This window comes from Bradyrhizobium sp. AZCC 1588 (assembly GCF_036924735.1).
In the GTDB taxonomy this organism is placed as follows: domain Bacteria; phylum Pseudomonadota; class Alphaproteobacteria; order Rhizobiales; family Xanthobacteraceae; genus Bradyrhizobium.
In genome coordinates this window covers 1,025,700-1,047,249 of the sequence record NZ_JAZHSC010000001.1, presented here as the reverse complement: position 1 = coordinate 1,047,249, position 21,550 = coordinate 1,025,700, and the positions used below count along the sequence as shown (strand labels likewise).

The window sequence follows — 21,550 nt, the reverse complement described above, 5'->3', positions numbered from 1 at the left end:
GCTGACAGATGAGCGCGATCATTCGCAAGATCGTCACGGTGGTCGAGGAAACCCATCTTGAGATGGGACAGAAGATTGCACCGCCGACGCGGCGGGCCGCGGCGATCGCTGTGATCGAGAATCCGTTTGCAGGCCGGTATGTCGAAGACCTCTCGCCTTTGATCGAAATCGGCGAGGAGCTTGGCGAATTGCTCTCGAAGAGAGCAGTTGCCGCGCTCGGCATTGAGGGCGCCAAGGCCCACAGCTACGGCAAAGCGGCCGCCGTGGGCGAAAACGGCGAGCTCGAGCATGCGGCAGCGATCTTGCATCCGAAGATGGGTGCGCCGGTGCGGAAGGTATTGGGCAAGGGCGCGGCGCTGATTCCGTCGTCGAAGAAACGAAGCGGCCCAGGGACGACGCTGGATGTTCCGCTCGGTCACAAGGACGCGGCTTTCGTGCGCAGTCATTTCGACGGCATGGAAGTGCAGATCAACGATGCACCCCGCGCCAACGAGATCATGGTCGCGGTCGCCGTTACCGATAGCGGCAGGCCATTGCCGCGTGTCGGCGGGCTGACGGTTGAGGAAGTCAAAGGCGAAGACGGTTTGAGATAATGAGATCAACATTGGAGGTAGGGATGCGACGGAGACATTTGCTGGGAGCAGGATTGGCGATCGCGGTCGCCGGCATGGCTGGGAGCGCCATGGCGCAGAGCGAAATCAGGGAAATCAAGATCGGCGAGATCAACAGCTATTCGCTGTTGCCGGCCTTCACCGAACCCTACCGCAAGGGCTGGCAGCTCGCAGTCGAGGAAATCAATGCCGCGGGCGGCATCAACGGCAAGAAGCTGGTCGTCATTTCCAAGGACGACGGCGGCAAGCCGGCGGATGCGCAGACCGCAGCCAACGAGTTGGTCTCGAGCGAGAACGTCGCGATGCTGACCGGCACGTTCCTGTCCAACATTGGTCTCGCCGTCTCCGACTTCGCCAACCAGAAGAAGGTGTTCTTCCTGGCCGCGGAGCCGTTGACCGACGCTATCACCTGGTCGAAGGGCAACCGCTACACCTTCCGCCTGCGTCCCTCCAACTACATGCAGGCCGCGATGCTGGTGGAGGAAGCCGCCAAGCTGCCGGCCAAGCGCTGGGCGACGATTGCGCCGAACTATGAATATGGCCAGTCTGCGGTTGCAGTATTCAAGAAGCTGATGTCGGAGAAGCGACCCGATATCCAGTGGGTCGACGAGCAGTGGCCGCCGCAGGGCAAGATCGATGCAGGTCCGGTGGTGCAGGCGGTTGCTGCGGCCAATCCCGAGGCGATCCTCAACGTCACCTTCGGCGCCGACCTGGTGAAGCTCGTGCGCGAAGGCAATACCCGCGGCCTGTTCAAGGGACGTTCGGTAGTGTCCTTCCTCACTGGCGAGCCAGAGTATCTCGATCCGCTGAAGGATGAGACGCCGGAGGGTTGGATCGTCACAGGCTATCCCTGGTACGACATCAAGACGCCGGACCACGACAAGTTCCTGAAAGCCTATCAGGCCAAGTACAAGGACTATCCGCGGCTCGGCTCGATCGTCGGCTACCAGACCATCAAGGCGGCTGCGGCGATCCTTGCCAAGGCCAACTCGACCGATCCTGAGAAGCTGATCGCAGCAACCGAAGGCCTGTCGATGCCGTCGCCGTTCGGCGAGATCACCTTCCGCAAGATCGATCACCAGTCAACGCTCGGGGCCTATGTCGGCAAGACCGCGCTGAAGGACGGCAAGGGCGTGATGGTGAACTCGGTTTATCGCAAGGGCGCGGACTATCTGCCGAGCGACGCGGAAGTGGAGAAGCTCCGCCCGAAGCAGTGAGCTTTGGCTGAGGTCGGGGGCCTTCATGGTTCGAGACGCGCGGCGATGCCGCGCTGCTCACCATGAGGTCTAAGAGGACCTCTCGATCTATGACCTCATCCTGAGGAGGCGCGAAGCGCCGTCTCGAAGGATGAGGGCCCGCTCTGATGATGCCCTAACCCGGACCGCCAATGGCTTTCTACTTCGTTCAGTTCCTGACCGGTCTCGCCAGCGCGGCGTCGCTGTTTCTGGTCGCGTCGGGGCTGTCGATCATCTTCGGCGTGACGCGGATCGTGAACTTTGCCCATGGCGCGTTCTATATGCTCGGCGCCTATGTCGCGTTCACGCTGACGGAGCGGTTCTCCGGCGCGCTCGGCTTCTGGGGCGGCATCCTCGTTGCAGCGCTGATCGTTGCCATCATCGGCGTGCTGGTCGAGATGGTGCTGCTGCGGCGGATCTATCATGCGCCGGAGCTATTCCAGTTGCTGGCGACGTTCGGCCTCACCTTGATGGTTCAGGACATCGTCGTGATGATCTGGGGCCCGGACGATCTGCTCGGCCGTCGCGCACCCGGCTTCAAGGGCGCGGTCGATTTTTTCGGCCAGAACATTCCGAGCTACGACCTGTTCCTGATCGCGCTCAGCCCGATCGTGCTCGGCGTGCTGTGGCTTCTGTTCCAGCGCACGCGCTGGGGCGTCTTGGTGCGTGCGGCGACGCAGGACCGCGACATGGTGGCGGCGCTTGGCGTCAATCAGAAATGGCTGTTCACCAGCGTGTTCGCACTCGGCGTCTTTTTGGCGGCGCTCGGCGGCGCGTTGCAGATCCCGCGCGATGCGGTGCATCACGCGCTCGACCTTCGCATCATCGTCGAAGTGTTCGTCGTCGTTGTGATCGGCGGGCTCGGCAGCATCATCGGTGCCTTCGTCGCCGCCGTCCTGGTGTCCGAACTCAACGCCTTCGGCATTCTCATTTTCCCGAAGATCTCCATCATCCTGGTGTTCCTGGTGATGGCGGTCGTGCTGATCGTGCGGCCGTGGGGACTGTTCGGCAAGCCGGAAGCCATCGCGCGCCGCACGCCGGGCCTGACCGTCAATCCGTGGCGGCCGCTCACGTCAGGGGAGCGCTTGATGTCGATCGGCGCGCTGGTCCTCGCGGCGATGCTGCCGCTCTTCGCCGGCAATTATGCGCTGACAGTCGGATCGGAGATTGCGATCTTCGTGATCTTTGCCGCCAGCCTGCATTTTCTGATGTCGGTCGGCGGCCTCGCCTCGTTCGGCCATGCCGCCTATTTCGGGCTTGGCGCCTATGGCGTCGCATTCCTCGCCAAGGCGGCGGGATTGCCGATGATCGTTTCGCTGCTGCTCGGCCCGGTGCTGGGGCTGCTGGGTGCCGCGGTATTCGGCTTTTTCGCCGTGCAGCTCTCCGGCGTCTATTTCGCGATGCTGACGCTGGCCTTTGCGCAGATCGTCTGGTCCATCGCGTTCCAGTGGGTCGAGGTGACCGGCGGCGACAACGGCATTTTGGGCGTGTGGCCGGAGAGATGGGCGGCGAGCCCCGCTAATTTCTATTGGTTGTCGCTCGGCATCACGGCGCTCGTGGTCACTGTGCTCCGGGTGATGGTGTTCTCACCGTTCGGCTTTGCGCTGCGCGCAACGCGGGACTCGCCGCTGCGTAGCGAGGCGATCGGCATCAATGGCAAGCGCGTGCAGTGGACGGCTTTCGTCATATCAGGAACGGTGGCGGGCATCGGCGGCGCGTTGTTCGCCTATCTGAAGGGAAGCGTGTTCCCGGACAGCGTCGGCATCTCGCTCTCTGTGGATGCGCTGGTCATGGTGCTGCTTGGCGGCGTCGAGACGGTTTCCGGCGCGGTGATCGGCGCCATCGTGTTCAAGGCGGCGAACATCTGGCTGGTCAGTCAGACCGATCTCTCAAAACTGGTGCTGGGCGGCTTCATCGTGCTGATGGTGGTGGCGTTCCCCAAGGGGATCGTCGGGACGCTGGAGACGATCCGCAATCGCCGGCGATCCTCCGAAGCCAAAAAATCTGCGCTGGTCACCTCCCGGATCGAGGCTGCCGAATGAGCATGGTCCCTACATTGCTGTCGGTCGAGGCCTTAAGCAAATCCTATGGCGGCGTGCACGCGGTGCGCAGCGTGTCGTTCGAGCTGCGTGCGGGCGAAATTCTCGCGTTGATCGGACCCAACGGTGCGGGAAAAAGTACCTGCTTCGACATGCTCAACGGCCAGAACATGCCGGACAGCGGACGGATCCATCTGCTCGGCGAGGATACGGTCGGCCGAAAGCCGCGCGCAATCTGGCGGCTCGGTGTCGGGCGCACGTTCCAGATCACGGCGACATTTCCGACCATGACCGTGCGCGAGAACGTGCAGGTCGCACTCGTGTCGTATGGCAGGCAATTGTTCAACCTCTGGGGCTCGACCGCGGCTTACGCCCGCGAGGAGGCGGGCCGGCTGCTCGACCTCGTCGGCATGGGCGCCTATGCCGAGCGTCCGTGCGGTGAGCTTGCCTATGGCGACCTCAAGCGACTGGAGCTTGCGATCGCGCTCGCCAACCAACCCAGACTGCTGCTGATGGATGAGCCCACCGCGGGCATGGCGCCGCGCGAGCGGATCGAGCTGATGCGGCTGACCGCAAGCATTGCCCGCGAACAGTCGATCGGCGTGCTCTTCACCGAGCACGATATGGACGTAGTGTTCGAACATGCAGACCGCATCCTGGTGCTCAACCGCGGCAGCCTGATCGCCGAAGGCTCGCCTGAGGAAGTGCGCGGCAATCCGCAGGTGCGCGCGATCTATCTCGGCGAAGGACTGGTCTACGATGCGCGTCATCGCGAGGGAGCCGGCGCATGAAGCTGCAGGTCACCGATCTCAACAGCTTTTACGGCCCGGCGCATATCCTGTTCGATATCGCGCTCGAAGTCGGCGAGGGTGAAGTAGTGGCTTTGCTCGGCCGCAACGGCGCCGGTAAGTCGACCACCTTCCGCTCCATCGTCGGCCTGGTCGAGAGCCGTTCGGGACGGATCGTCTTCGAGGGCAAGGATGTCTCTCGCGAACCGACGCATGCGATCGTGCGCAGCGGGCTCGGCTACGTGCCGGAAGAGCGGCGCATCTTCACCGACCTGACGGTGGAGGAAAATCTCGAGGTCGGCCGCCAGCCAAAACGGCCGAACGCGCCGCACTGGACGCGCGAAAAGCTGTTCACGCTGTTCCCGAACCTCGGCGAGATGCGTAATCGGCCGGGCGGGCGGATGAGCGGCGGCGAGCAGCAGATGCTGACGATCGCACGGACCCTGATGGGCAATCCCACGCTGGTGCTGCTCGACGAGCCGTCGGAAGGGCTGTCGCCGAAAATTGTCGAACAGATGGTCGATGCCATCCTGGCGATGAAGAAGGAAGGCGTCAGCATCGTGGTCTCGGAGCAGAACCTGCATTTCGCGCGGCTGATTTCGGACCGCGCCTACATCATCGAGCGTGGCAAGATTTGCTTCGGCGGCACGATGGCCGAACTCGACGCGCGGCCGGACGTCCGGGACGCGCATCTGTCGCTGTGATCGGCGAGGGGAAGGGCGGGGAACGCAGATGGGAAGGAGTGTTTCGCCGAAACGGAGCGTCAAGCCGCCGCGCCCGTCCTACATTCTCGACGAACAGATCGGCTTCATCCTGCGTCAGGTCTGGCAGCGCCATGCCACCATCTTCGCCCGCGAGATCGGCATCAACCTGACGCCGACACAATGGGCAGCGCTCGCCAAGTTGACCGAGACCGGACCATGCTCGCAGAACCTGCTCGGCCGGCTGACGGCGATGGATGTGGCGACCATCAAGGGCGTGATCGACCGCCTCACCGCGCGCGGCCTGACCGAGACCAGCCCGGATCCCGAGGACGGCCGCCGCCTGCTCGTGAGTCTGACGCGCGCCGGCCAGCAAATGGCCGAGAAGGCCGCGCCGAATGCCCTTGCGATCTCGCGGGAAACGCTGGCCCCGCTGGACGCCAAGGAGCGCGAGACGTTGATCGCATTGCTCGACAAGCTGCGTTAAGGCGTCAGCTCAGGTTGAGCACCAGCGCGACCGCGCCCACCAGAATGAGGCTCAGTGCCCAGGTCGTATCCAGGTTGAACCAGCTCTGCGATATGAACTGGAGGCCGAGATAGCGGTAGGCGAGCCACGCGCAAACTCCGCCGGCGGCGACCATCGCGATGGCGTGGACGGTGGCAACCAGCACGGCCATGCCGAGATTGGCATTGATGAGAGTGCCGGCGGCCGCGTGGCCGCCGTCGAGCTCGGCTTGCCGGCAGAGCCCGAGATAGATCGGCACCAGCATCAGCGCGGCGCCATGCGCCAGCGCCACGGCAAACGACCATAACCCCAGTTGCGCCGGTGATATCCGCGCTAAAACTCTCGGATGGCGGCGGTTGGCCAACCGGAAAAGGCCGAAGGCGATAACAAGGACGCTGGCGCCGATCTGGATCGTGCGCTGCCACTCGACGATGGCAACGAGCAGCGCGAAGGGAAGGAGTACCAGCAGCATCGCGAGCAGATGGCCGGCCGTGAGCGGCCCAAGCGCGGCCACCAGCGCACGCGGGCTCCGCTCCATCAGTCCAGCCGAAACAGCGAGCGGCCAGCCCATGCCCGGGTTGACGCCGTGGTAAAGGCCGCTCGCGATGACAGCCAGCCAGAGCCAGGCCGGTGTCCAGTCGGCTGCACTCAAATTTCAAACCGACGGATAGCAGAACGAATCCGTCGAACAGTCGCCGCCGTCGAGCCGGATCTGGTGCGCGCGGTAGCCGTCGGGGAAGTTGACCCAGTAATTGCTCGCCAGTTCGAGACCACCGTCCGGCTTCGCATTGGCCATCACCATGGCTCCCGGGACGCCATCGGGGTAAAACTGGTCGTCCCATGTCGAGTACAGCGAGTTGGTCCAGTACACCCGCTTGCCATCGCGGCTGATCTCGACCATCTGCGGTCCGCCTGCAAACGCCTTGCCGTTCGGGTGCTGCGTGCGGCGTGCGATGCCGCCGATGTGAACCGAGCCGGCAAGCTTCGGCTTTCGCGGCTCCCTGACATCGTATTGACGCATCTCGCCGGTGCCCCAGCAAGCGACGTAGAGGAATTTGTCATCCATGGACAGGTCGATGTCCGTCACCAGCGGCGGCACTGCGCCAAAGCCCTGCAGCAGCGGCGGCAATTGCTCCTTCGGCGCCGCCTCCGGTGGGATCGTCGCCGTCTTCTCGACGTGAAACTTGCCGCCCTCGCGCCACCAGGTCCAGATCGAGCCTTCGAGGTTTGTGGTGTCGACTACGGTGCCCAGAAAGCCGTATTCGCGAACTGGATCATGCGCGGGACGCACTTCCAGCCCCATCTGGTGATTGGCCCCGAGATCGATCGTCTGCACGTTTCGCCGGGCCCGCAGATCCCAGAAGTGAATATGGTGACCGTACTTGTTCGAGAGCAGATCCTCCGGCACGATTCCGTTCTCGAACTGCGGCGGCAACCCCCACTCGCTCGTCACCATGTAGTCGCGTGGCAGATTCCACCAGAAATCATAGTGCATTGTCTGGGGGCCGCGATCGATCTCCCACCGTCCGAGGACCTCGAAGGTCTCGCAGTCCATGATAAAGACGCCGGGCGGTCCATCGGTGCCGTCCTTGCCGCCGCCGCCGAGGGTAGAGACATAGATGCCTTCCGGCCCGCAATGAACGGTGTGCGGCCGCGAATATCCCGTCTTCCTGAAGATCTCTTCAGGCTCGATGATCTTGTGTATCGCCGCCTTGGTGGGGTCGGGCTTGGTGTCGACGATATAGATGCGGGACGATCGCATGCCGGGAATGATGAGATAGCGGCGCTCGAGGAAGGCATGCCCGGTGAGCGGCGAGAGTGCCGACGAGCAGGCGTTCCAGCCGAAATGATGAAACTCGTCGCCCTTGTTCGGCATCGTGACGGTATGAACGATCTGGCCGTAGCTCGAGGAGCCCGGCTTGACGTCGATCACGGCGAGGGCGTCCGGCTTTGAAGCATCCGGGCTGAGCAGCACGGTATAGGCGAAGCTCTCCGGCGGAGCTTCCATGGCAAGCTTTGGCGAAGCGTGAAACGTGGGATCGGGCCGAATGTTCATCGTACTCCTCCCTGTTTGTCTGGACGGATTCCAAGAATGATTAAAGTCGGCGGAGGGGGCTCCGCTCTATTTGACCGTGATGGTAATTTTCTTCGAGACTACCGGAGGATTGTGCGGATAGTGGCCGGCGTCGCCCAGCACGAGCTGAAGCGTGTGCTTGCCGGGCGGAAGCTCGATCCGGGCTTCGGTCTGGCCCGCGCCAAAATGAAGGTGCGATTTGTCCTGCGGAATCTCTTCATTGGGATTGAGCGGTTCATTCACATCGATCAGCAGGTGATGGTGGCCGCTGTTTGGGTAGTTGTCGCCCGCGTGGGTTACGCCCATGTTGCGCAGACCAAAGCGGCACCAAAATCCGCCCTTGATGACGGCGCCGTTCTGCGGCCACACGAAATAGAGAAGGGCCTCCTTGTGTGAGGGCTTGCCTTGAGCATACGCGGCGAACGGCAGGCAAGTGAGCGCTGCTGAGAGAGCGATCCACTGCGTGAACTTCATGACCGCCCTCTTAAGACTACTTGGGAGACAGCGCGATGCGGAACCCGTGGGTGGGATATCGCACGTTGGTGTCATAGCTGCCGCGGTTTGATACGCGGGCATAGTCTGAGTCCTTCCTCCAGGAGCCGGAGCGGATGACATGCGAGGAACAGGCATTCTCGACCCATGCTGACCCGTCTCCTGGCGCGCCCTGATAATTTCTGTGCCAGCAATCTTCGACCCATTGATCGACGCCGCCGCCCATATCAAACAGCCCAAATGGATTTTGCTTGAGGCTGCCGACCTTCACCGGCTGGTCGGCCGCTGGAATGTCGCTGCAGTTCTTGCAATTGACCATGCCGGGTTGAAACTGATCGCCCCACCAGTATCGGGTCTGCGTGCCGCCGCGCGCCGCATATTCCCATTCGGCTTCGCTCGGCAGTCGATATGGTTTTCCGGTGGTTTCCGCGAGCCACGCGACATATTGCTTGGCATCGCTCCAGCTTATGTTTGTAACAGGCGCATCGTCCTTTCCGGTCGCAGCGAATTCGCATGCCTTTGCGGCGGCGCATGCGTTCCATTCCTGCACGGTGACGGGAAATTTCCCCATCGCAAATGGCTTGACCGTTACCTGACGGACCGGCCGTTCCGAAACGTCTTCGTTGCTGCCCATGGCGAAGCTGCCACCCCGAAGCGAAATCATCTCGGGTTCTCGAACCGGCGCAGCCGCTTGCTTCGTCGGCGGAGTCTCGGGAGACGCCGGCGGCGGTAGCGGCGCCGCCTGTTGTTGAGTTGGTGAAGGAGAAGGTTGGGGCGCCGGCGCTCGTTGTTTCGCGGCTGGCGCAGGCGCCTTCGGCGCTTCCGTCGGAGATGAAACGGGAGCCGACGCCTGATTTATCGCCTTGCGAGGCTGTGCGAACATGTACCAGAGAGAGCCGATCGCAATGGTCAGCATCGCAATGCCGAGCAAGAGGATCAGAACGCGTTCGCGCCGGTTCCGATATGCGTTAAGGGCGGAGGGGTCGGGAAGCACGCGGTAGACCCGAACGGGATCGGTGATGTTCTTGACTTTTCGATCACCGAGCGACTCGTATCCGCAAACCAGCTTGTGCTTTATCTGCTCATAAATGCCGCCGGAGATATAGACTTCGCCGGGATGGGCTATGCCCTCAAGCCGCGTAGCAATATTGACGCCGTCGCCATAGACGTCGTCGGTCTCGATAATCACGTCGCCAAGATTGACGCCAATTCGATATTCGATCCAATGATGCTTGGGCAGTGATGCATTGCGGCCAACCAGATTTTGCTGGATCACGATGCTGGATCGGACGGCTTCGACCGGGCTGTCGAAAATGGCGATGAAGCCATCGCCCGTGGTTTTAACAAGCCTGCCGTGGTGTTCTCTGATGCTGGGTTCGATGAGGTCGCGCTCGATCCTCTTGACGCGATTGTGCGTCCCTTCCTCGTCGATCTGCATTAGACGGCTGTAACCGGAGATGTCGCCTGCCACGATGGCCGCGAGGCGGCGTGGCATTGGCTCTGGCGAGGGCTCACCAGTTCGGCCTGACTTGATGTCTCGAATTTGGGCCATGGCTTGGATTGGCTCCCAACTGTCAAATACAAATACAGTATGAGGCAAGCAATCTTTCCAGCACCTACAGCGTACCATGGTGGCTGTTCGCCGCAAGCAGCCGTGCGCGGGTTCCACGCGGTTCGTAAGGGCTAAGTGTGAGTGAGCTCACAAAAAATGAGGCCTGACCGGCAATTTGGTCATCGCGTTCGAGGATATAGTCGCCCGGCGCACTCGCAGGGCCAGCGGCATCAATGCCCGCTGACGATCTCCGGCACCTTGCCGGCGGGCGGCGTATTGCGGCTGCGCTGGGTGCGGACGATGCCATCGATGATGGTCATGCCGATGCCGGGGAGGTCGCCGAGTTGCACGCTCTCCAGAATGTTCTTGCCGGGGGAATGCTGGGCCTTGTCCATCAGGACGAAGTCCGCGGAGCGGCCGATTTCGATGATTCCGCAATCGAGCTCGCGCATGCGCGCGGTATTGCCGGTCGCAAGGCAGAAGGCGAGTTCGGCCGGCAGTTCGCCGAGTGACGACAGCATCGAGACCATTCGCAAAATGCCGAGCGGCTGCACGCCGGACCCGGCCGGCGCGTCGGTGCCGAGGATGACGCGATGGAGGTCACCCATCTCGCGCGCGGTGCGCAACGTGAACAGCGCCGAGCGCTCGTTGCCGTTGTGAACCAGCTCCAATCCGCGCTTGCAGCCCTCGCAGATGCAGCGGATCTGGTCGTCGGGCAGCGCGGTATGGCCGCCGTTGATATGGCCGACGACGTCGGTGTCGGCTTCCAGCACCACATCCTTGTCGATCAGGCCGGATCCGGGAATTGAAGGTCCGCCGGTGTGAATCGTGCTCTGAATGCCGTATTTGCGGGCCCAGCCGACCATTTTGCGCGCGGTCGGGCCGTCCTTGACGCCGCCGAGGCCGACCTCGCCGAGCAGCTTGACGCCGGCCGCGGCCATTTCCTTGAAATCGTCCTCGACCATCTCGCACTCGATGACCGGCGCGCCGGCATGCACCTTCACCCCGCCTGGCCGCAGCGTCCAAAACGCGCGCTGCGCAAAGATCGCCATCGCCTTCAGGCCTACGACGTCGCGCGGGCGGCCGGGCATGTGGACCTCGCCGGCCGAGATCATGGTGGTGACGCCACCATGGAGATAGCTGTCGATCCAGTTGCCCTGGTTCTGTCGCGGCGTCCAGTCGCCGGCGACGGGATGGACGTGGCTGTCGATCAATCCGGGCGCGACGGTGGTGCCGTTGGCATCGACTGTCGTGGTGGCGCCCTCGGTATTGCAGTCCTTGAAGCGGCCGATGGCTGTGATCTTGCCGTTCTCGGCCACGATCGTGTCGGCATCCAGGATCGGCTTTTCCAAAGCCCCCGACAACACGAGCCCGATATTGCGGATCACCAGCTTGTTCGGACCGGTCGTCTGGGGTGCGTCGTGGGCCATGGTTTTTCCTTTTGCTTCAATGCCTTCGCCGGACATTCTGCCCGGCTTGACGATCGGATCAAGCTGGATTATTTGTTTGTATACGAATGATCGTATACGAATGATTGGACCGGTCAATCAGTCTTGCGGGTCAGGGAACGGTGCGATGAGCAATTTCAACCAGGAAAGCGTGCTGAGCGTTCATCACTGGACCGATACGCTGTTCAGCTTCACCACCACACGCGATCCCTCGTTCCGTTTCCGCAATGGCGAGTTCACGATGATCGGTCTGAAGGTCGGCGAGAAGCCGCTGCTTCGCGCCTACTCTGTCGCCAGCGCCAATTACGAGGACCGGCTCGAATTCTTCTCGATCAAGGTACCGGATGGCCCGCTCACCTCGCGGCTCCAGCATTTAAAGCAGGGCGACGAAATCATCGTCAGCCGCAAGGCGACCGGTACGCTGGTCATCGATAACCTCGAGGACGGCCGCAACCTCTATCTGATCGGCACTGGCACCGGGCTGGCGCCGTTCCTTTCCGTGATCAAGGACCCCGAGACCTATGAGCGGTTCGAGAAAGTGGTGCTGCTGCACGGCTGCCGCCGCGTCGCCGAACTCGCCTATGGCGAGATGATCACCGAAAAGCTGCCGAACGACGAGCTGATCGGCGAATATGTTCGCAACCAGTTGATCTATTATCCGACCGTGACCCGCGATCCCTTCCGCAACCGCGGCCGCATCACCGACTTGATCACTTCCGGCAAGCTGTTCGCCGACATCGGGCTGGCCACGCTCGATCCGGCCCATGACCGCGTCATGATCTGCGGCAGCCCGGCGCTGGTGACGGACACGCGCGCGCTGCTCGTCGGCAAGGGTTTTGCCGAGGGCAATCACGGCGAGCCGGCGCAGTTTGTGGTCGAGAAGGCGTTCGCGGAGCGGTAAGGCGCCGGGACGACAGACCATCTCGTATCCCGGCAAGCAGCGCGCGCGTGCTGCCGAGCGGGGGCCCATTCTACTTTGCATGGGGTTGTTTTCGCAATTTTGAGTCCGGGCCCATGGTGAGGGGACCCGCTACGCGCTCCTCACCAAGAGGAGGTAGAGCTAAGGCCGCACCGCCGGCGCTTCCATCGGCATCCCGCGCGCCCGCGACATCAGGTATAATTCCAGTTCAACCAGTTCCGGCGCGCCGTAATCATAGGCCTGCGCGCGGATGCCGGTGATGCAGGCGCGCAGCCGGCGCTGCAGCGAGCCAAGCGATTGCCATTCCAGCCGGTAGAGCGGGTAGCCGGTCGGATGTCCTTGTGTGATCGCGGCGCCGGCGAGCCGCTTGTCCCAATTGTCGTCATGGCAATTGGTGCAGCCGAGGTTGAGCTGGCCCTGCCGCTGCATGTAGAGCTCGCGTCCTTTGGCGACGAACGGCGCGAGCTGCGGGTCGGATCTGGTTTCGATCGGAGCCCCCTGTGATTGCCGCGCGACAAAGGCTGTCAGCGCCAGCAACTCGCGGCTCTCGAACGGCAGCGGCGTGGCCTGTTGGTGGTTGGTGCGGCACGAATTGATGCGCTGTTCCAGATCGATGGGGCGGCCGGTTGCCTTGTCGAACGCGGGGTAGCGGGCGGCCACACCCTTCATGCTTGCGCGTGCATTGCCATGGCAATCGGCGCACGCTTTGTCGGCGGCGCCCGTCTTGCGGTTCCACAGTGTCTCGCCATTGAGCACCCAGAGCATGCCGGGATTGGCGGTGTCGTCGTCCTGCATCGTTTTTGTGTCCGGCTTCATGAAGCTGTAGCCGGAACGGCGGTCGGCTTGCGGGATCTCGGCAGCTCCGACGGCGCCCACCACCAGCAATGCGGCGGCTATGGCGCCCAAAAATCTCATTCGACCGAGATCGAGGCGGAAGCGGTTTCGGAAAAACCCTTGTCGCCAATCCATTCGAACTCGAACTTGCCGCTTTCGGTCACGGTCGTGAAGAAGGAGAAGAACGGGTTGGCGGCAATCGCCGGGAACAAATCGGCGCGGAAGATTTCAGCGCCGTTAAAGCGGCACGTAAAGCTCGTGATGATGTCGCGCGGCACAGCTTCACCTGACGCCCTATGGCGAAAGCCCGACTCCATGATGTGCGACATCAGCGTCTTGATCTCGATGATGTCGCCGCGTTTGGCTTTGGCCGGAACGTTGATCAGCGCGGAAGCCATCAGATCACCTCCTCGGTGCAGGCCGCCAGTGTCACCACGACGTCGACGCTGGCCGACCAGAACGACCCGTCCGAGAGTTTGGCGATCGCGACCACCTTCTGGCTGTCGGTGAGGCGAATGCGGGTCGAAACCTGCGCGCGGCCGGCATGGGGGCCGAGGTGGAAGTTGGCGACGTTCGGCTGCGGATTTTTCTCGTTGAACACGTGGATGCTGCTGACGTGGTCCTCCGGCGCCATCGGGTGGGCGACACTCACCGTCAGCGGCACGGTATTGCCGTTCTCGACCAAGGGCGGCACGTCGAGCTTGACCTTGCCGGTTTTCACCGCGCCGCCGCCGGTGACATTGCGGATGGCGGAAGCGAGCATCTCGGGCGTCGCCTCGGCAGGCCGAAGCGTGACGACGGGGGCCGTGCCAAGCACGGCTGCCGCTCCGGCGAGGCCGAGAAACTGGCGGCGTGTCGAATTCGGTGGTTGCTGCATCGGACCTTCCTATTCGCGTAGGCTTGCGAGATACGCCACGATATCCTCGATCTGTTCGGCCGACAGGATCGGCTTTCCGCGCCACAGCGTCCCGACGCGAGTAAGGCCGTCAACGCGGTAATAGGACGGCATGATCGTCTCGGCATTGAGACGAGAGGCATCCACCAGCCGAAGCCGAAGCTGACCTTCGGACCAGCGGCTGCCGGAACCGGAAAGATCAGGCGCCAGGTCGCCCTGGAATTTCTGTTCGGGAAATGGGCCGTTGTGGCACAGGATGCAAGTGCTGGAACGTTCGACGACGAGGGCGCGGCCGCGCGTCGCATCGCCGGCCGTGCCCGTCAGTGACTGCGGAATGGCATCGTCAATGACGGCATAGCTGCGCAGTTCCGTTGCGGCGGCGCAGCCGGGCAGCACGAGGAGAGCTCCAGCAAGAATCGGATCCAACATGCGATAGGTGCGTCTAGCCAAAGACTTCCGCCGTAATGGTCGCGAACCAGGATTGCGCATAGTCGGCCTCGCGGGCGCGGAAATCGCGTGACGCCTCCAGCGGACTAACGCCGCCGGCGCCTTCAACGTCGGCAAGCGATCCATTCTTCGGATGGTATACACCGGCAATCGAGATGCCATAGTCGGGGGCTGCCAGACTGTAGCACGTATTGATCAGTTTCGGCGCGGCTGGCGATCCGCCGGCGACCAGTGTGGCAATCGCGTTTGCGCAAGTCTTGGCCTGCGCATTCGCCGAGAACGCGGATTTTGGCATCGCGCCGGCGAGACAGGCATCGCCGATGACATGGATGTTCGGCGCCGATCTGGATTCGAAAGTGACAGGATCGATCGCGCACCAGCCGGTGTTATCGGTCGCGCCCGCGATCGCCGCGATGCGGCCGGCCCGTTGCGGCGGAATAACGTTGGCCACCTGGGCGGTGTGATTGCCGAAATCCGTGATCAGAGTGTTGGTCGCCGGATCGACGGCATTCACCTTGCCGCCCTGCGATAGCGATATCCATTCGATCATCCCCGGGTAAAGCTCCTTCCAGGCGTTCTGAAACAGACGCTGCTTGGAGAAGGTGTCTTTTGCGTCAAGGATGATCAGCTTCGAACGCGGCTTCCTGGTCTTCAGATAGTGCGCAATCAGGCAGGCCCGTTCGTAAGGTCCGGGCGGACAACGGAAAGGGTTGGCGGGAGCTGCGATCACCACCAGACCGCCATCGTCCATGGCCTCGAGTTGCTTGCGCAGCAACAGCGTTTGCTCGCCTGCTTTCCAGGCATGCGGCATCTTCGCCGCGGCGGCTTCGTCGTAGCCCGACAGGGCGTCGAAACGCAGTTCGATACCGGGAGACAGCACCAGGCGGTCGTAGGCGAGCGAGGTGCCGTCGGCGAGCCCCACGGTCCGCGCCGCTGCATTGATGGTCGTTGCTTCCAGCGCCACCACGGTGATGCCGCTGGCGGCGACCTTGTCATAACCGAATTTTTGCTGCTCGATCGAACGCAGTCCGGCGACAACATTGTTGCTGAACGGGCAGGCGATGAAGGTCCGGTTCGGCTCGACCAGCGTGACCTGCAATTTCGGATCGATCTGTTTCAGCGCGCGCGCACAACTCGCACCGCCGAAACCGCCGCCGATCACGACGATGCGCGCCGCGGATTGCGCCAACGCGGGCAGCGGAGACGCCAAGGCCGTGACTGCGGCGGCCGCGCTGGCGCTACAGAACTTCCGGCGGCTCATGCGACGGCTTACGCCCATGCTGGCGGCCCCTTACTTTTGTGCAGCGAGCCACGCCGCCATCGCGCGCAACTCATCGTCGGAAAAGCCCTTGGCGATGCGGTTCATTACCGTAGCGGGAAGCGAGCCGTCGCGAAATCCAGCCATCGCGGTCGCGATCTCGCCGGCGTCGCGGCCGTTCAGCCGCGAAACGGACGATCCGGTCACCCCACCGGAGTGGCAGCCGGAGCAGGACGCCGCGCCAGGCGGGGGATCGGAAGCCGCAAGCACCGGCAGGCTCGACGCCATGACCGTTGCCAGCCCGATGACGACACACAAGGCTTTCATCAGAAATCTCTCGATGGGCGAGCGGCGGCCGGAAAGGCCGCCGCCCGTTACTCTCAGGCAAACGTGATGTTCTGGTCCTTCAGCGGGACCGAACGGATCCGCTTGCCGGTTGCCGCGAAGTAGGCGTTGAGCACCGCGGGTGCGGCGACGCCGATGGTCGGCTCGCCGACGCCGCCCCAGAAGCCGCCGCTCGGCAGCATGACACTTTCCACCTTCGGCATCGCGGCAATGCGCATTGAATCGTAGGTGTCGAAGTTGGTCTGCTCGATCTTGCCGTCCTTCACCGTGCAGGCGCCATAGAACAGGGCGGACAGGCCATAGACGAAGGAGCCGGCAATCTGCCGCTCGACCTGCGCCGGGTTGACGATGTAGCCCGGATCGGTCGAGGCGACGATGCGATGCACCTTGATCTTGCCGTCGTCGGTGACCGAGATTTCCGCGGCACCTGCGACATAGCTGCCAAAGCCCATCACCTGCGCGATGCCGCGATGGACGCCTTGTGGCGCGGGTTTGCCCCAGCCGATCTTCTCGGCCACCGCATTGAGCACGGCGAGGTGCTTCGGATGCTTGCTCATCAGCTTGCGGCGGAATTCCAGGGGATCCTGGCCCACTGCATTGGCGAGTTCATCCATGAAGCATTCCAGGTAGATCGCGTTGTGATTGAGGTTGACGCCGCGCCAGAAGCCAGGCGGGACGTGCGGATTGCGCATCGCGTGCTCGATCAGCAAATTCGGTACGCTGTAGCCGATCGCTGCCTCGCCTGTGGCATTGAGCCCTTGGAACACCACCGGGTCCTTGCCGTTTTCCAGCGCTGCCGGACGCGCCGAGGACAGGATCGACTGTCCTGATATTCTGACATGCAGCGCCGTCAGATTGTTGTTGGCGTCGAAGGCGCCGGTGAGTTTGCATTGCGTGACCGGATGATATTTGCCGTGCAGCATGTCCTCTTCGCGCGACCACAACAGCTTGACCGGTGTGCCCGGCATCTGCTTGGCAATCAGAACCGCCTGCCGGACATAATCGGTCATGCCACGGCGGCCGAAGCCGCCGCCGACCATATGCTTGTGCACATCGCATTTTTCGGCCGGCAATCCCGATGCTTCCAGCGTAGCGGCTAATGCCGCTTCGCCGTTCTGCGTACCGCACCAGACCTCACATTTGTCAGGCGTATAGATCGCCGTGGCATTGAGCGGCTCCATCGTGGCGTGGTTCTGGTAGGGATAGTTGTAGACCGCTTCGACCTTCTTGGCGGCAGAGGCAATCGCGCCCTTGGCGTCGCCGTTCTGGTTGCCGATGTAAGCCGGCTGGGCGTTGTCGAGGCCTTCGGCCAGCCATTTGGCGATCGACTCACTGGAGACTTTGGCGTTCTCGCCTTCGTCCCAGACGACCGGCAACGCGTCGAGCGCGGTCTTGGCGTGCCACCAGGTATCGGCAATGACAGCGACTGCGGTGTCGCCGACACGGACGACCTTTCTGACGCCCTTCATGCCCGCGACCTTGGCTTCGTCGTAGCTCTTCAGTTTGCCGCCGAAGACGGGGCAATCCTTGATCGCGGCGTTGAGCATGCCCGGCAGCTTGACATCGATGCTGTAGATCATCGCGCCGGTGGTCTTCTCCACCGTATCAAGCCGCTTCAGGGACTTGCCGGCGAGCTTCCAGTCCTTGGGATCTTTCAGCTTCACGTCAGCCGGCGGCTCGAGTTTGGCTGCCGCTTCCACCACCTTGCCATAGGTCGTGGTTCTGCCCGACGGCGTGTGGGTAATGATGCTGTTGGCGGCCGTGCATTCCGAGGCCGGCACCTTCCATTCGTTCGCGGCGGCCTGCACCAGCATCATGCGCGCGGTGGCGCCGCCCTTTCGGACATATTCATGACTGGCGCGGATGCCGCGGCTGCCGCCGGTCGAGAAGTCGCCCCAGGTGCGCTTGCGTGCGACACTTTGACCCGGCGTAGGATATTCGGTGGTGACCTTCGACCAGTCGCATTCAAGCTCTTCCGCGACGAGCTGCGCGAGGCCGGTGAGCGAGCCCTGTCCCATCTCCGAGCGGGCGATGCGGATCACGACAGTGTCATCGGGGCGGATCACCACCCAGGCATTGATCTCGGGCGAGCCGTCGGCGGCGCGAACCACATTCGGCCCGCCGAAGGGAATATCAAGACCGAGTGCGAGGCCGGCGCCGGCGGCAGCCGTGCCGATCACAAAGCTGCGGCGATTGAGTTTGGGCATGACGTACTTGTTCATGGCGTCCCCCTCAAGCGTTCGCGGCGGCGTGGATCGCCTCGCGGACCTGCTGGAAGGTCCCGCATCGGCAGATATTGGTGATGGCCTCGTTAATATCCTGGTCGGTCGGCTTCGGCTTTTCCTTGAGAAGGGCTGCGACCGCCATGATCATGCCGCTCTGGCAAAAGCCGCATTGCGGGACGTCGTTAGCTACCCATGCCTGCTGCACCTTGTGCAACGCGCCTTCTGAGGCGAGACCTTCGATCGTGGTGATCTGCTTGCCGGCGGCCTCGCTGACCGTCATGCCGCAGGAGCGCATCGCGACCCCGTCGACGTGAACGGTGCAGGCGCCGCATAGTGCAATGCCGCAGCCATATTTGGTGCCGGTCAGCCCGACATTCTCCCTGATAGCCCAGAGCAGTGGCGTGTCGTCTTCGACATCCACATTGATTGTTTTGCCGTTTATTGTGAGGTTTGCCATCGCATGTCCCTTTTTGAGTCCAATTCGCCAATTGAACCGGGCGCGATGTGATCCGAGAAAATAGAACAGTTCAAATCAAGAAAACGCGCGCTTGACGAACGGGAAGAAAGTCGATCCGCCGGTGTTACGCCAGGTTTCCGCAACCTGGCCGATCGGGTGTCCTTCGTTCGGGGGATAGAGGCTAGACGGACTTATCAAGGCGCTCGCTCAGCAGCTTCGCGATACGGGTCATCGCGGCGAGCTCTTCGGGACTAAGCCCCTTCGCGAGGGCGTTTGCCCACGGAACCTGGAGCGTGCTGGCGGTTTCGAAGGTATCCTGCCCACGCCTGGTTAGCGCGACGAGGTGCGCCCGGCGGTGATTCGGATTGGGCCGCAGCTCCACGAGGCCATCCTCTGCCATCTCGTTCACAATGCGCTGAACTCCCTGTCGATTGAGTCCCATGCTGCGCGCAAGCCAGGCCACCGGTTGCGGACTTGGCGCAAGCGCGATTGCGCCCAGCACCTGCCAGCGCGCGCTGGTGAGGCCGAGGTCCGAAACAAGCCGGTCACCGGCCGCGAGCAGGCGTCCATTGAGGCGGAACACGGCGAGAACCAGCTCGGTCAAAGCCTGACCGCCGGGCGTATGTCGTTTCGTCGTCATTTGACAATTAATATCCAAGATGACAATATATTGTCAATTAGCAAAACGAGTGTGGAGTGAATAATGTTTGCAGGACAGCTTGCAATGGTCGTCGCGGCGGCGTTCGCCGGTGCCGCCTTCTTCATCAACTTCGCCGAACAGCCGGCGCGTCTCGGCCTCGATGACCGGGGCCTCTTGAGGCAGTGGAAGCCCAGCTACGCGCGCGGCTTTATGATGCAGGCGAGCTGCGCCGTCATTTCCGGCGTGCTCGGCCTGACCGCTGCCTGGCTGACGCGGGATTGGCGCTGGATCGTCGGCGCGGTGCTCATTCTCGCCAACTGGCCCTATACGCTGATAGGCATCATGCCGACCAACCGCCTGCTGAACGCTATCGACGAGAACGACGCCGGCCCGCAGTCACGTGCGCTGATCGTGAAGTGGGGAGGGTTGCACGCGGTCAGAACGGGGCTCGGGATCGCGGCAACGCTGGCTTATCTTTGGGCGCTCAACTAGAGCGTTTTCAAGCGAAAGCCTGCCCCGGACTTGATCCGGGGTGGACACCGGTTCGCGTCAAGAAAACGCGTCAAAACAAGAATCTAGAGCCTGGTTCTGATTCAATCAGAACCAGGCTCCAGGCGCAGCGAACAGGGGTGTGTCCCCGCGTTGCATCATGTCTTTTCGGTGCCCACCGTCAGACGCAGAAAACTCGTCAGGCTTCCGAGCGCGGCAAATCCGGCCCCCAGCATCAGTGCGACCGTCGCACCGTCGTGACCGGCCAGCCCAAAGCAAAGGGCCGCGAGCGCGGCGCCGAGTGTCTGCCCGGTCAGACGAGCGGTTGCGACGATGCCGCTTGCGCTGCCACTGCGATGCGGCGGCGCGCTCGACATCAGCGCCCGCAAATTTGGCGTCTGAAAGAAGCCGAATCCGATTCCGCAAATCACCGTGCGCCAGACGATGTTGGCAACGCTGGGATCCGAAGGCAGCGTTGCCAGCAGCGCCATGCCGATGCCGAGCAATACCAGCCCGAGGCCGCCGAGAATGCCGACAGGATAGCGATCGGAGAGCCGGCCTCCGATCGGCGCCATGATCGCCACCACCAGCGGCCACGGCGTCATGAAGAAGCCGGTCTCGACCTGGGAGCGATGCAGCACGTCCTCGAAGTAGAAGGGCAGCGAAACGAAGGCCAGTCCCTGCACCGCGAATGTGCAGACCGACGTGGCGGCCGACAGCGCGAACATCGGCCGCCGGAACAGGTCGATAGGCAACATCGGCGCCGGATGGTCCGCATCTCGGCGGGTCATGACCCAACCGAGCAGCAATGCTGCGCCAAGCGCCAGCCCGACCAGGACGGGCGGCGCCTGATGTGCCGCGCTGCCGATGCCGATGATGAACAGCCCGAGACAGCCTGCGGTCAGCGCTGCACTCGCAAAATCGAACGCGTGTTTCGCGCGCGGCGTTCTGGGCAAGGTCTTCAGGCCGATCCAGATTGCGATCAGCCCGAACGGAAGGTTGATCGCGAACAGCCACGGCCATGTTCCGACCGAAAGGATCGCGGACGCAATGGTCGGACCGAAGGTGAATGCCGTTCCGACCACGAGCGCGTTATGGCCGAACCCGCGCCCCAGCATGCGCGTCGGATAGACGAAACGAACCAGCGCCGCATTCACGCTCATGATGCCGCTGGCGCCCAGCCCCTGCAGCGCCCGCGCCGCCGTCAGGCTCGGCAGCGACCATGCCAAGGCGCAGCCAAGCGAGGCCAGCGTGAACAGAACGAGGCCGCCGATATAGATACGCTGATGACCGACGATTTCGCCGAGTGCACCAAGCGGCAGCAGCGTCGCGACCAGCGCGATCTGGTAGATATTGACGACCCAGACCACGTCGGCCGGGCTGACATGTAGGTCGGCCGCGATGGCGGGGAGCGCGATATTGGCGATCGCCGTATCCAGCGAGGCCAGCGCCAGCGCGGTGAAGATTGCCGCCACCGCCCAACGCCTGAGTTCCGGCGGCAAGCCGTCGATGGGCGCGGGGGCGGGCGACTTTGCGGTTGTATCCAGTGACATTCTCTCGGGCTCTCCACGCCGGGGCGGTCGCGCCCTCTGCGGC

Annotated in this window: 23 protein-coding genes; 8 read left to right on the top strand and 15 right to left on the bottom strand. The window is 62.8% G+C overall.

Annotation, left to right across the window (positions count from 1 at the left end):
* The first annotated feature begins 8 nt into the window (after nt 1–8).
* From V1277_RS05070 to V1277_RS05045, 6 genes are all read left to right on the top strand, one after another.
* Complete coding sequence (locus tag V1277_RS05070; RefSeq protein WP_334415249.1) at nt 9–593, top strand: amino acid synthesis family protein; 585 nt, start codon at nt 9–11, stop codon at nt 591–593.
* A gap of 23 nt (nt 594–616) precedes the next feature.
* Entirely contained in the window at nt 617–1,828 is a 1,212-nt protein-coding gene (locus V1277_RS05065) for an ABC transporter substrate-binding protein (protein WP_334415248.1), read from the top strand.
* Nucleotides 1,829–1,998: 170 nt separating this feature from the next.
* The gene (locus V1277_RS05060) at nt 1,999–3,888 is read left to right on the top strand and encodes an ABC transporter permease (RefSeq protein WP_334415247.1); all 1,890 of its coding nucleotides are present in this window, start codon (nt 1,999–2,001) and stop codon (nt 3,886–3,888) included.
* Nucleotides 3,885–4,676: an ABC transporter ATP-binding protein gene (locus tag V1277_RS05055; RefSeq protein ID WP_334415246.1), complete on the top strand. Its 792-nt coding sequence runs from the start codon at nt 3,885–3,887 to the stop codon at nt 4,674–4,676. The genes V1277_RS05060 and V1277_RS05055 overlap by 4 nt, the downstream gene beginning before the upstream one ends.
* Nucleotides 4,673–5,377 (top strand): ABC transporter ATP-binding protein, encoded by a 705-nt coding sequence (locus V1277_RS05050; protein ID WP_334415245.1) that lies wholly within the window; start codon nt 4,673–4,675, stop codon nt 5,375–5,377. The genes V1277_RS05055 and V1277_RS05050 overlap by 4 nt, the downstream gene beginning before the upstream one ends.
* A 28-nt stretch (nt 5,378–5,405) precedes the next feature.
* Entirely contained in the window at nt 5,406–5,861 is a 456-nt protein-coding gene (locus tag V1277_RS05045; RefSeq protein WP_334415244.1) for a MarR family winged helix-turn-helix transcriptional regulator, read from the top strand.
* A gap of 4 nt (nt 5,862–5,865) precedes the next feature.
* On the opposite strand, the gene V1277_RS05040 is transcribed toward V1277_RS05045, so the two are convergent.
* From V1277_RS05040 to V1277_RS05020, 5 genes are all read right to left on the bottom strand, one after another.
* Nucleotides 5,866–6,531 carry a hypothetical protein gene (locus V1277_RS05040; protein WP_334415243.1) on the bottom strand — a complete coding sequence of 222 codons (666 nt, stop codon included), beginning with the start codon at nt 6,529–6,531 and terminating at the stop codon, nt 5,866–5,868.
* 3 nt (nt 6,532–6,534) lie between these two features.
* Entirely contained in the window at nt 6,535–7,935 is a 1,401-nt protein-coding gene (locus V1277_RS05035) for a selenium-binding protein SBP56-related protein (RefSeq protein ID WP_334415242.1), read from the bottom strand.
* A gap of 66 nt (nt 7,936–8,001) precedes the next feature.
* Nucleotides 8,002–8,427 (bottom strand): DUF4399 domain-containing protein, encoded by a 426-nt coding sequence (locus V1277_RS05030; protein ID WP_334373953.1) that lies wholly within the window; start codon nt 8,425–8,427, stop codon nt 8,002–8,004.
* 16 nt (nt 8,428–8,443) lie between these two features.
* Nucleotides 8,444–9,997: an SUMF1/EgtB/PvdO family nonheme iron enzyme gene (locus tag V1277_RS05025; protein ID WP_334420286.1), complete on the bottom strand. Its 1,554-nt coding sequence runs from the start codon at nt 9,995–9,997 to the stop codon at nt 8,444–8,446.
* 230 nt (nt 9,998–10,227) lie between these two features.
* Nucleotides 10,228–11,427, bottom strand: a complete 1,200-nt coding sequence (locus tag V1277_RS05020) for an amidohydrolase family protein (protein ID WP_334415241.1) — start codon at nt 11,425–11,427, stop codon at nt 10,228–10,230.
* Nucleotides 11,428–11,572: 145 nt separating this feature from the next.
* On the opposite strand from V1277_RS05020, the gene V1277_RS05015 reads away from it, so the two are divergent.
* Nucleotides 11,573–12,346: a ferredoxin--NADP reductase gene (locus V1277_RS05015; RefSeq protein WP_334415240.1), complete on the top strand. Its 774-nt coding sequence runs from the start codon at nt 11,573–11,575 to the stop codon at nt 12,344–12,346.
* Nucleotides 12,347–12,505: 159 nt separating this feature from the next.
* Here the strand turns inward: V1277_RS05015 and soxA are convergent, their stop codons facing one another.
* The 9 genes from soxA to V1277_RS04970 form a co-directional block, all read right to left on the bottom strand.
* Nucleotides 12,506–13,279, bottom strand: a complete 774-nt coding sequence (gene soxA / locus V1277_RS05010) for a sulfur oxidation c-type cytochrome SoxA (protein WP_334415239.1) — start codon at nt 13,277–13,279, stop codon at nt 12,506–12,508.
* Nucleotides 13,276–13,596: a thiosulfate oxidation carrier complex protein SoxZ gene (gene soxZ, locus V1277_RS05005; RefSeq protein ID WP_334415238.1), complete on the bottom strand. Its 321-nt coding sequence runs from the start codon at nt 13,594–13,596 to the stop codon at nt 13,276–13,278. The genes soxA and soxZ overlap by 4 nt, the downstream gene beginning before the upstream one ends.
* Nucleotides 13,596–14,075 (bottom strand): SoxY-related AACIE arm protein, encoded by a 480-nt coding sequence (locus V1277_RS05000; protein ID WP_334415237.1) that lies wholly within the window; start codon nt 14,073–14,075, stop codon nt 13,596–13,598. Before V1277_RS05000 ends, soxZ begins: the two co-directional genes overlap by 1 nt.
* 9 nt (nt 14,076–14,084) lie before the next feature.
* Complete coding sequence (soxX, locus tag V1277_RS04995) at nt 14,085–14,522, bottom strand: sulfur oxidation c-type cytochrome SoxX (protein ID WP_334373960.1); 438 nt, start codon at nt 14,520–14,522, stop codon at nt 14,085–14,087.
* A 13-nt stretch (nt 14,523–14,535) separates the two neighbouring features.
* Nucleotides 14,536–15,801 carry an FCSD flavin-binding domain-containing protein gene (locus tag V1277_RS04990; protein WP_334415236.1) on the bottom strand — a complete coding sequence of 422 codons (1,266 nt, stop codon included), beginning with the start codon at nt 15,799–15,801 and terminating at the stop codon, nt 14,536–14,538.
* Between the two features lie 30 nt (nt 15,802–15,831).
* Nucleotides 15,832–16,125 (bottom strand): c-type cytochrome, encoded by a 294-nt coding sequence (locus V1277_RS04985; protein ID WP_334415235.1) that lies wholly within the window; start codon nt 16,123–16,125, stop codon nt 15,832–15,834.
* A gap of 53 nt (nt 16,126–16,178) precedes the next feature.
* On the bottom strand, nt 16,179–18,365 hold the full coding sequence (locus tag V1277_RS04980; RefSeq protein WP_334415234.1) for a xanthine dehydrogenase family protein molybdopterin-binding subunit: 2,187 nt from the start codon (nt 18,363–18,365) through the stop codon (nt 16,179–16,181).
* A 10-nt stretch (nt 18,366–18,375) separates the two neighbouring features.
* Nucleotides 18,376–18,825, bottom strand: coding sequence for a (2Fe-2S)-binding protein (locus tag V1277_RS04975; RefSeq protein WP_334415233.1), 450 nt, complete (start codon nt 18,823–18,825; stop codon nt 18,376–18,378).
* A 181-nt stretch (nt 18,826–19,006) separates the two neighbouring features.
* A complete protein-coding gene (locus V1277_RS04970) occupies nt 19,007–19,429 on the bottom strand; it encodes a MarR family winged helix-turn-helix transcriptional regulator (protein ID WP_334373966.1) in 423 nt (140 codons plus the stop codon).
* Nucleotides 19,430–19,528: 99 nt separating this feature from the next.
* Here V1277_RS04970 and V1277_RS04965 point away from each other — a divergent pair, with 99 nt between their 5' ends.
* Nucleotides 19,529–19,957 (top strand): DUF1772 domain-containing protein, encoded by a 429-nt coding sequence (locus V1277_RS04965; RefSeq protein ID WP_334373968.1) that lies wholly within the window; start codon nt 19,529–19,531, stop codon nt 19,955–19,957.
* A gap of 155 nt (nt 19,958–20,112) precedes the next feature.
* On the opposite strand, the gene V1277_RS04960 is transcribed toward V1277_RS04965, so the two are convergent.
* The gene (locus tag V1277_RS04960) at nt 20,113–21,507 is read right to left on the bottom strand and encodes an MFS transporter (protein WP_334415232.1); all 1,395 of its coding nucleotides are present in this window, start codon (nt 21,505–21,507) and stop codon (nt 20,113–20,115) included.
* Nucleotides 21,508–21,550 lie beyond the last annotated feature (43 nt).

Coding starts and splice junctions, on each gene's coding strand:
- V1277_RS05070 (WP_334415249.1), top strand. CDS start 9: ATGAGCGCGATCATTCGCAAGATCGTCACGGTGGTCGAGGAAACCCAT.
- V1277_RS05065 (WP_334415248.1), top strand. CDS start 617: ATGCGACGGAGACATTTGCTGGGAGCAGGATTGGCGATCGCGGTCGCC.
- V1277_RS05060 (WP_334415247.1), top strand. CDS start 1,999: ATGGCTTTCTACTTCGTTCAGTTCCTGACCGGTCTCGCCAGCGCGGCG.
- V1277_RS05055 (WP_334415246.1), top strand. CDS start 3,885: ATGAGCATGGTCCCTACATTGCTGTCGGTCGAGGCCTTAAGCAAATCC.
- V1277_RS05050 (WP_334415245.1), top strand. CDS start 4,673: ATGAAGCTGCAGGTCACCGATCTCAACAGCTTTTACGGCCCGGCGCAT.
- V1277_RS05045 (WP_334415244.1), top strand. CDS start 5,406: ATGGGAAGGAGTGTTTCGCCGAAACGGAGCGTCAAGCCGCCGCGCCCG.
- V1277_RS05035 (WP_334415242.1), bottom strand. CDS start 7,935: ATGAACATTCGGCCCGATCCCACGTTTCACGCTTCGCCAAAGCTTGCC.
- V1277_RS05030 (WP_334373953.1), bottom strand. CDS start 8,427: ATGAAGTTCACGCAGTGGATCGCTCTCTCAGCAGCGCTCACTTGCCTG.
- V1277_RS05025 (WP_334420286.1), bottom strand. CDS start 9,997: ATGGCCCAAATTCGAGACATCAAGTCAGGCCGAACTGGTGAGCCCTCG.
- V1277_RS05020 (WP_334415241.1), bottom strand. CDS start 11,427: ATGGCCCACGACGCACCCCAGACGACCGGTCCGAACAAGCTGGTGATC.
- V1277_RS05015 (WP_334415240.1), top strand. CDS start 11,573: ATGAGCAATTTCAACCAGGAAAGCGTGCTGAGCGTTCATCACTGGACC.
- soxA (WP_334415239.1), bottom strand. CDS start 13,279: ATGAGATTTTTGGGCGCCATAGCCGCCGCATTGCTGGTGGTGGGCGCC.
- soxZ (WP_334415238.1), bottom strand. CDS start 13,596: ATGGCTTCCGCGCTGATCAACGTTCCGGCCAAAGCCAAACGCGGCGAC.
- V1277_RS05000 (WP_334415237.1), bottom strand. CDS start 14,075: ATGCAGCAACCACCGAATTCGACACGCCGCCAGTTTCTCGGCCTCGCC.
- soxX (WP_334373960.1), bottom strand. CDS start 14,522: ATGTTGGATCCGATTCTTGCTGGAGCTCTCCTCGTGCTGCCCGGCTGC.
- V1277_RS04990 (WP_334415236.1), bottom strand. CDS start 15,801: ATGAGCCGCCGGAAGTTCTGTAGCGCCAGCGCGGCCGCCGCAGTCACG.
- V1277_RS04985 (WP_334415235.1), bottom strand. CDS start 16,125: ATGAAAGCCTTGTGTGTCGTCATCGGGCTGGCAACGGTCATGGCGTCG.
- V1277_RS04980 (WP_334415234.1), bottom strand. CDS start 18,365: ATGAACAAGTACGTCATGCCCAAACTCAATCGCCGCAGCTTTGTGATC.
- V1277_RS04975 (WP_334415233.1), bottom strand. CDS start 18,825: ATGGCAAACCTCACAATAAACGGCAAAACAATCAATGTGGATGTCGAA.
- V1277_RS04965 (WP_334373968.1), top strand. CDS start 19,529: ATGTTTGCAGGACAGCTTGCAATGGTCGTCGCGGCGGCGTTCGCCGGT.
- V1277_RS04960 (WP_334415232.1), bottom strand. CDS start 21,507: ATGTCACTGGATACAACCGCAAAGTCGCCCGCCCCCGCGCCCATCGAC.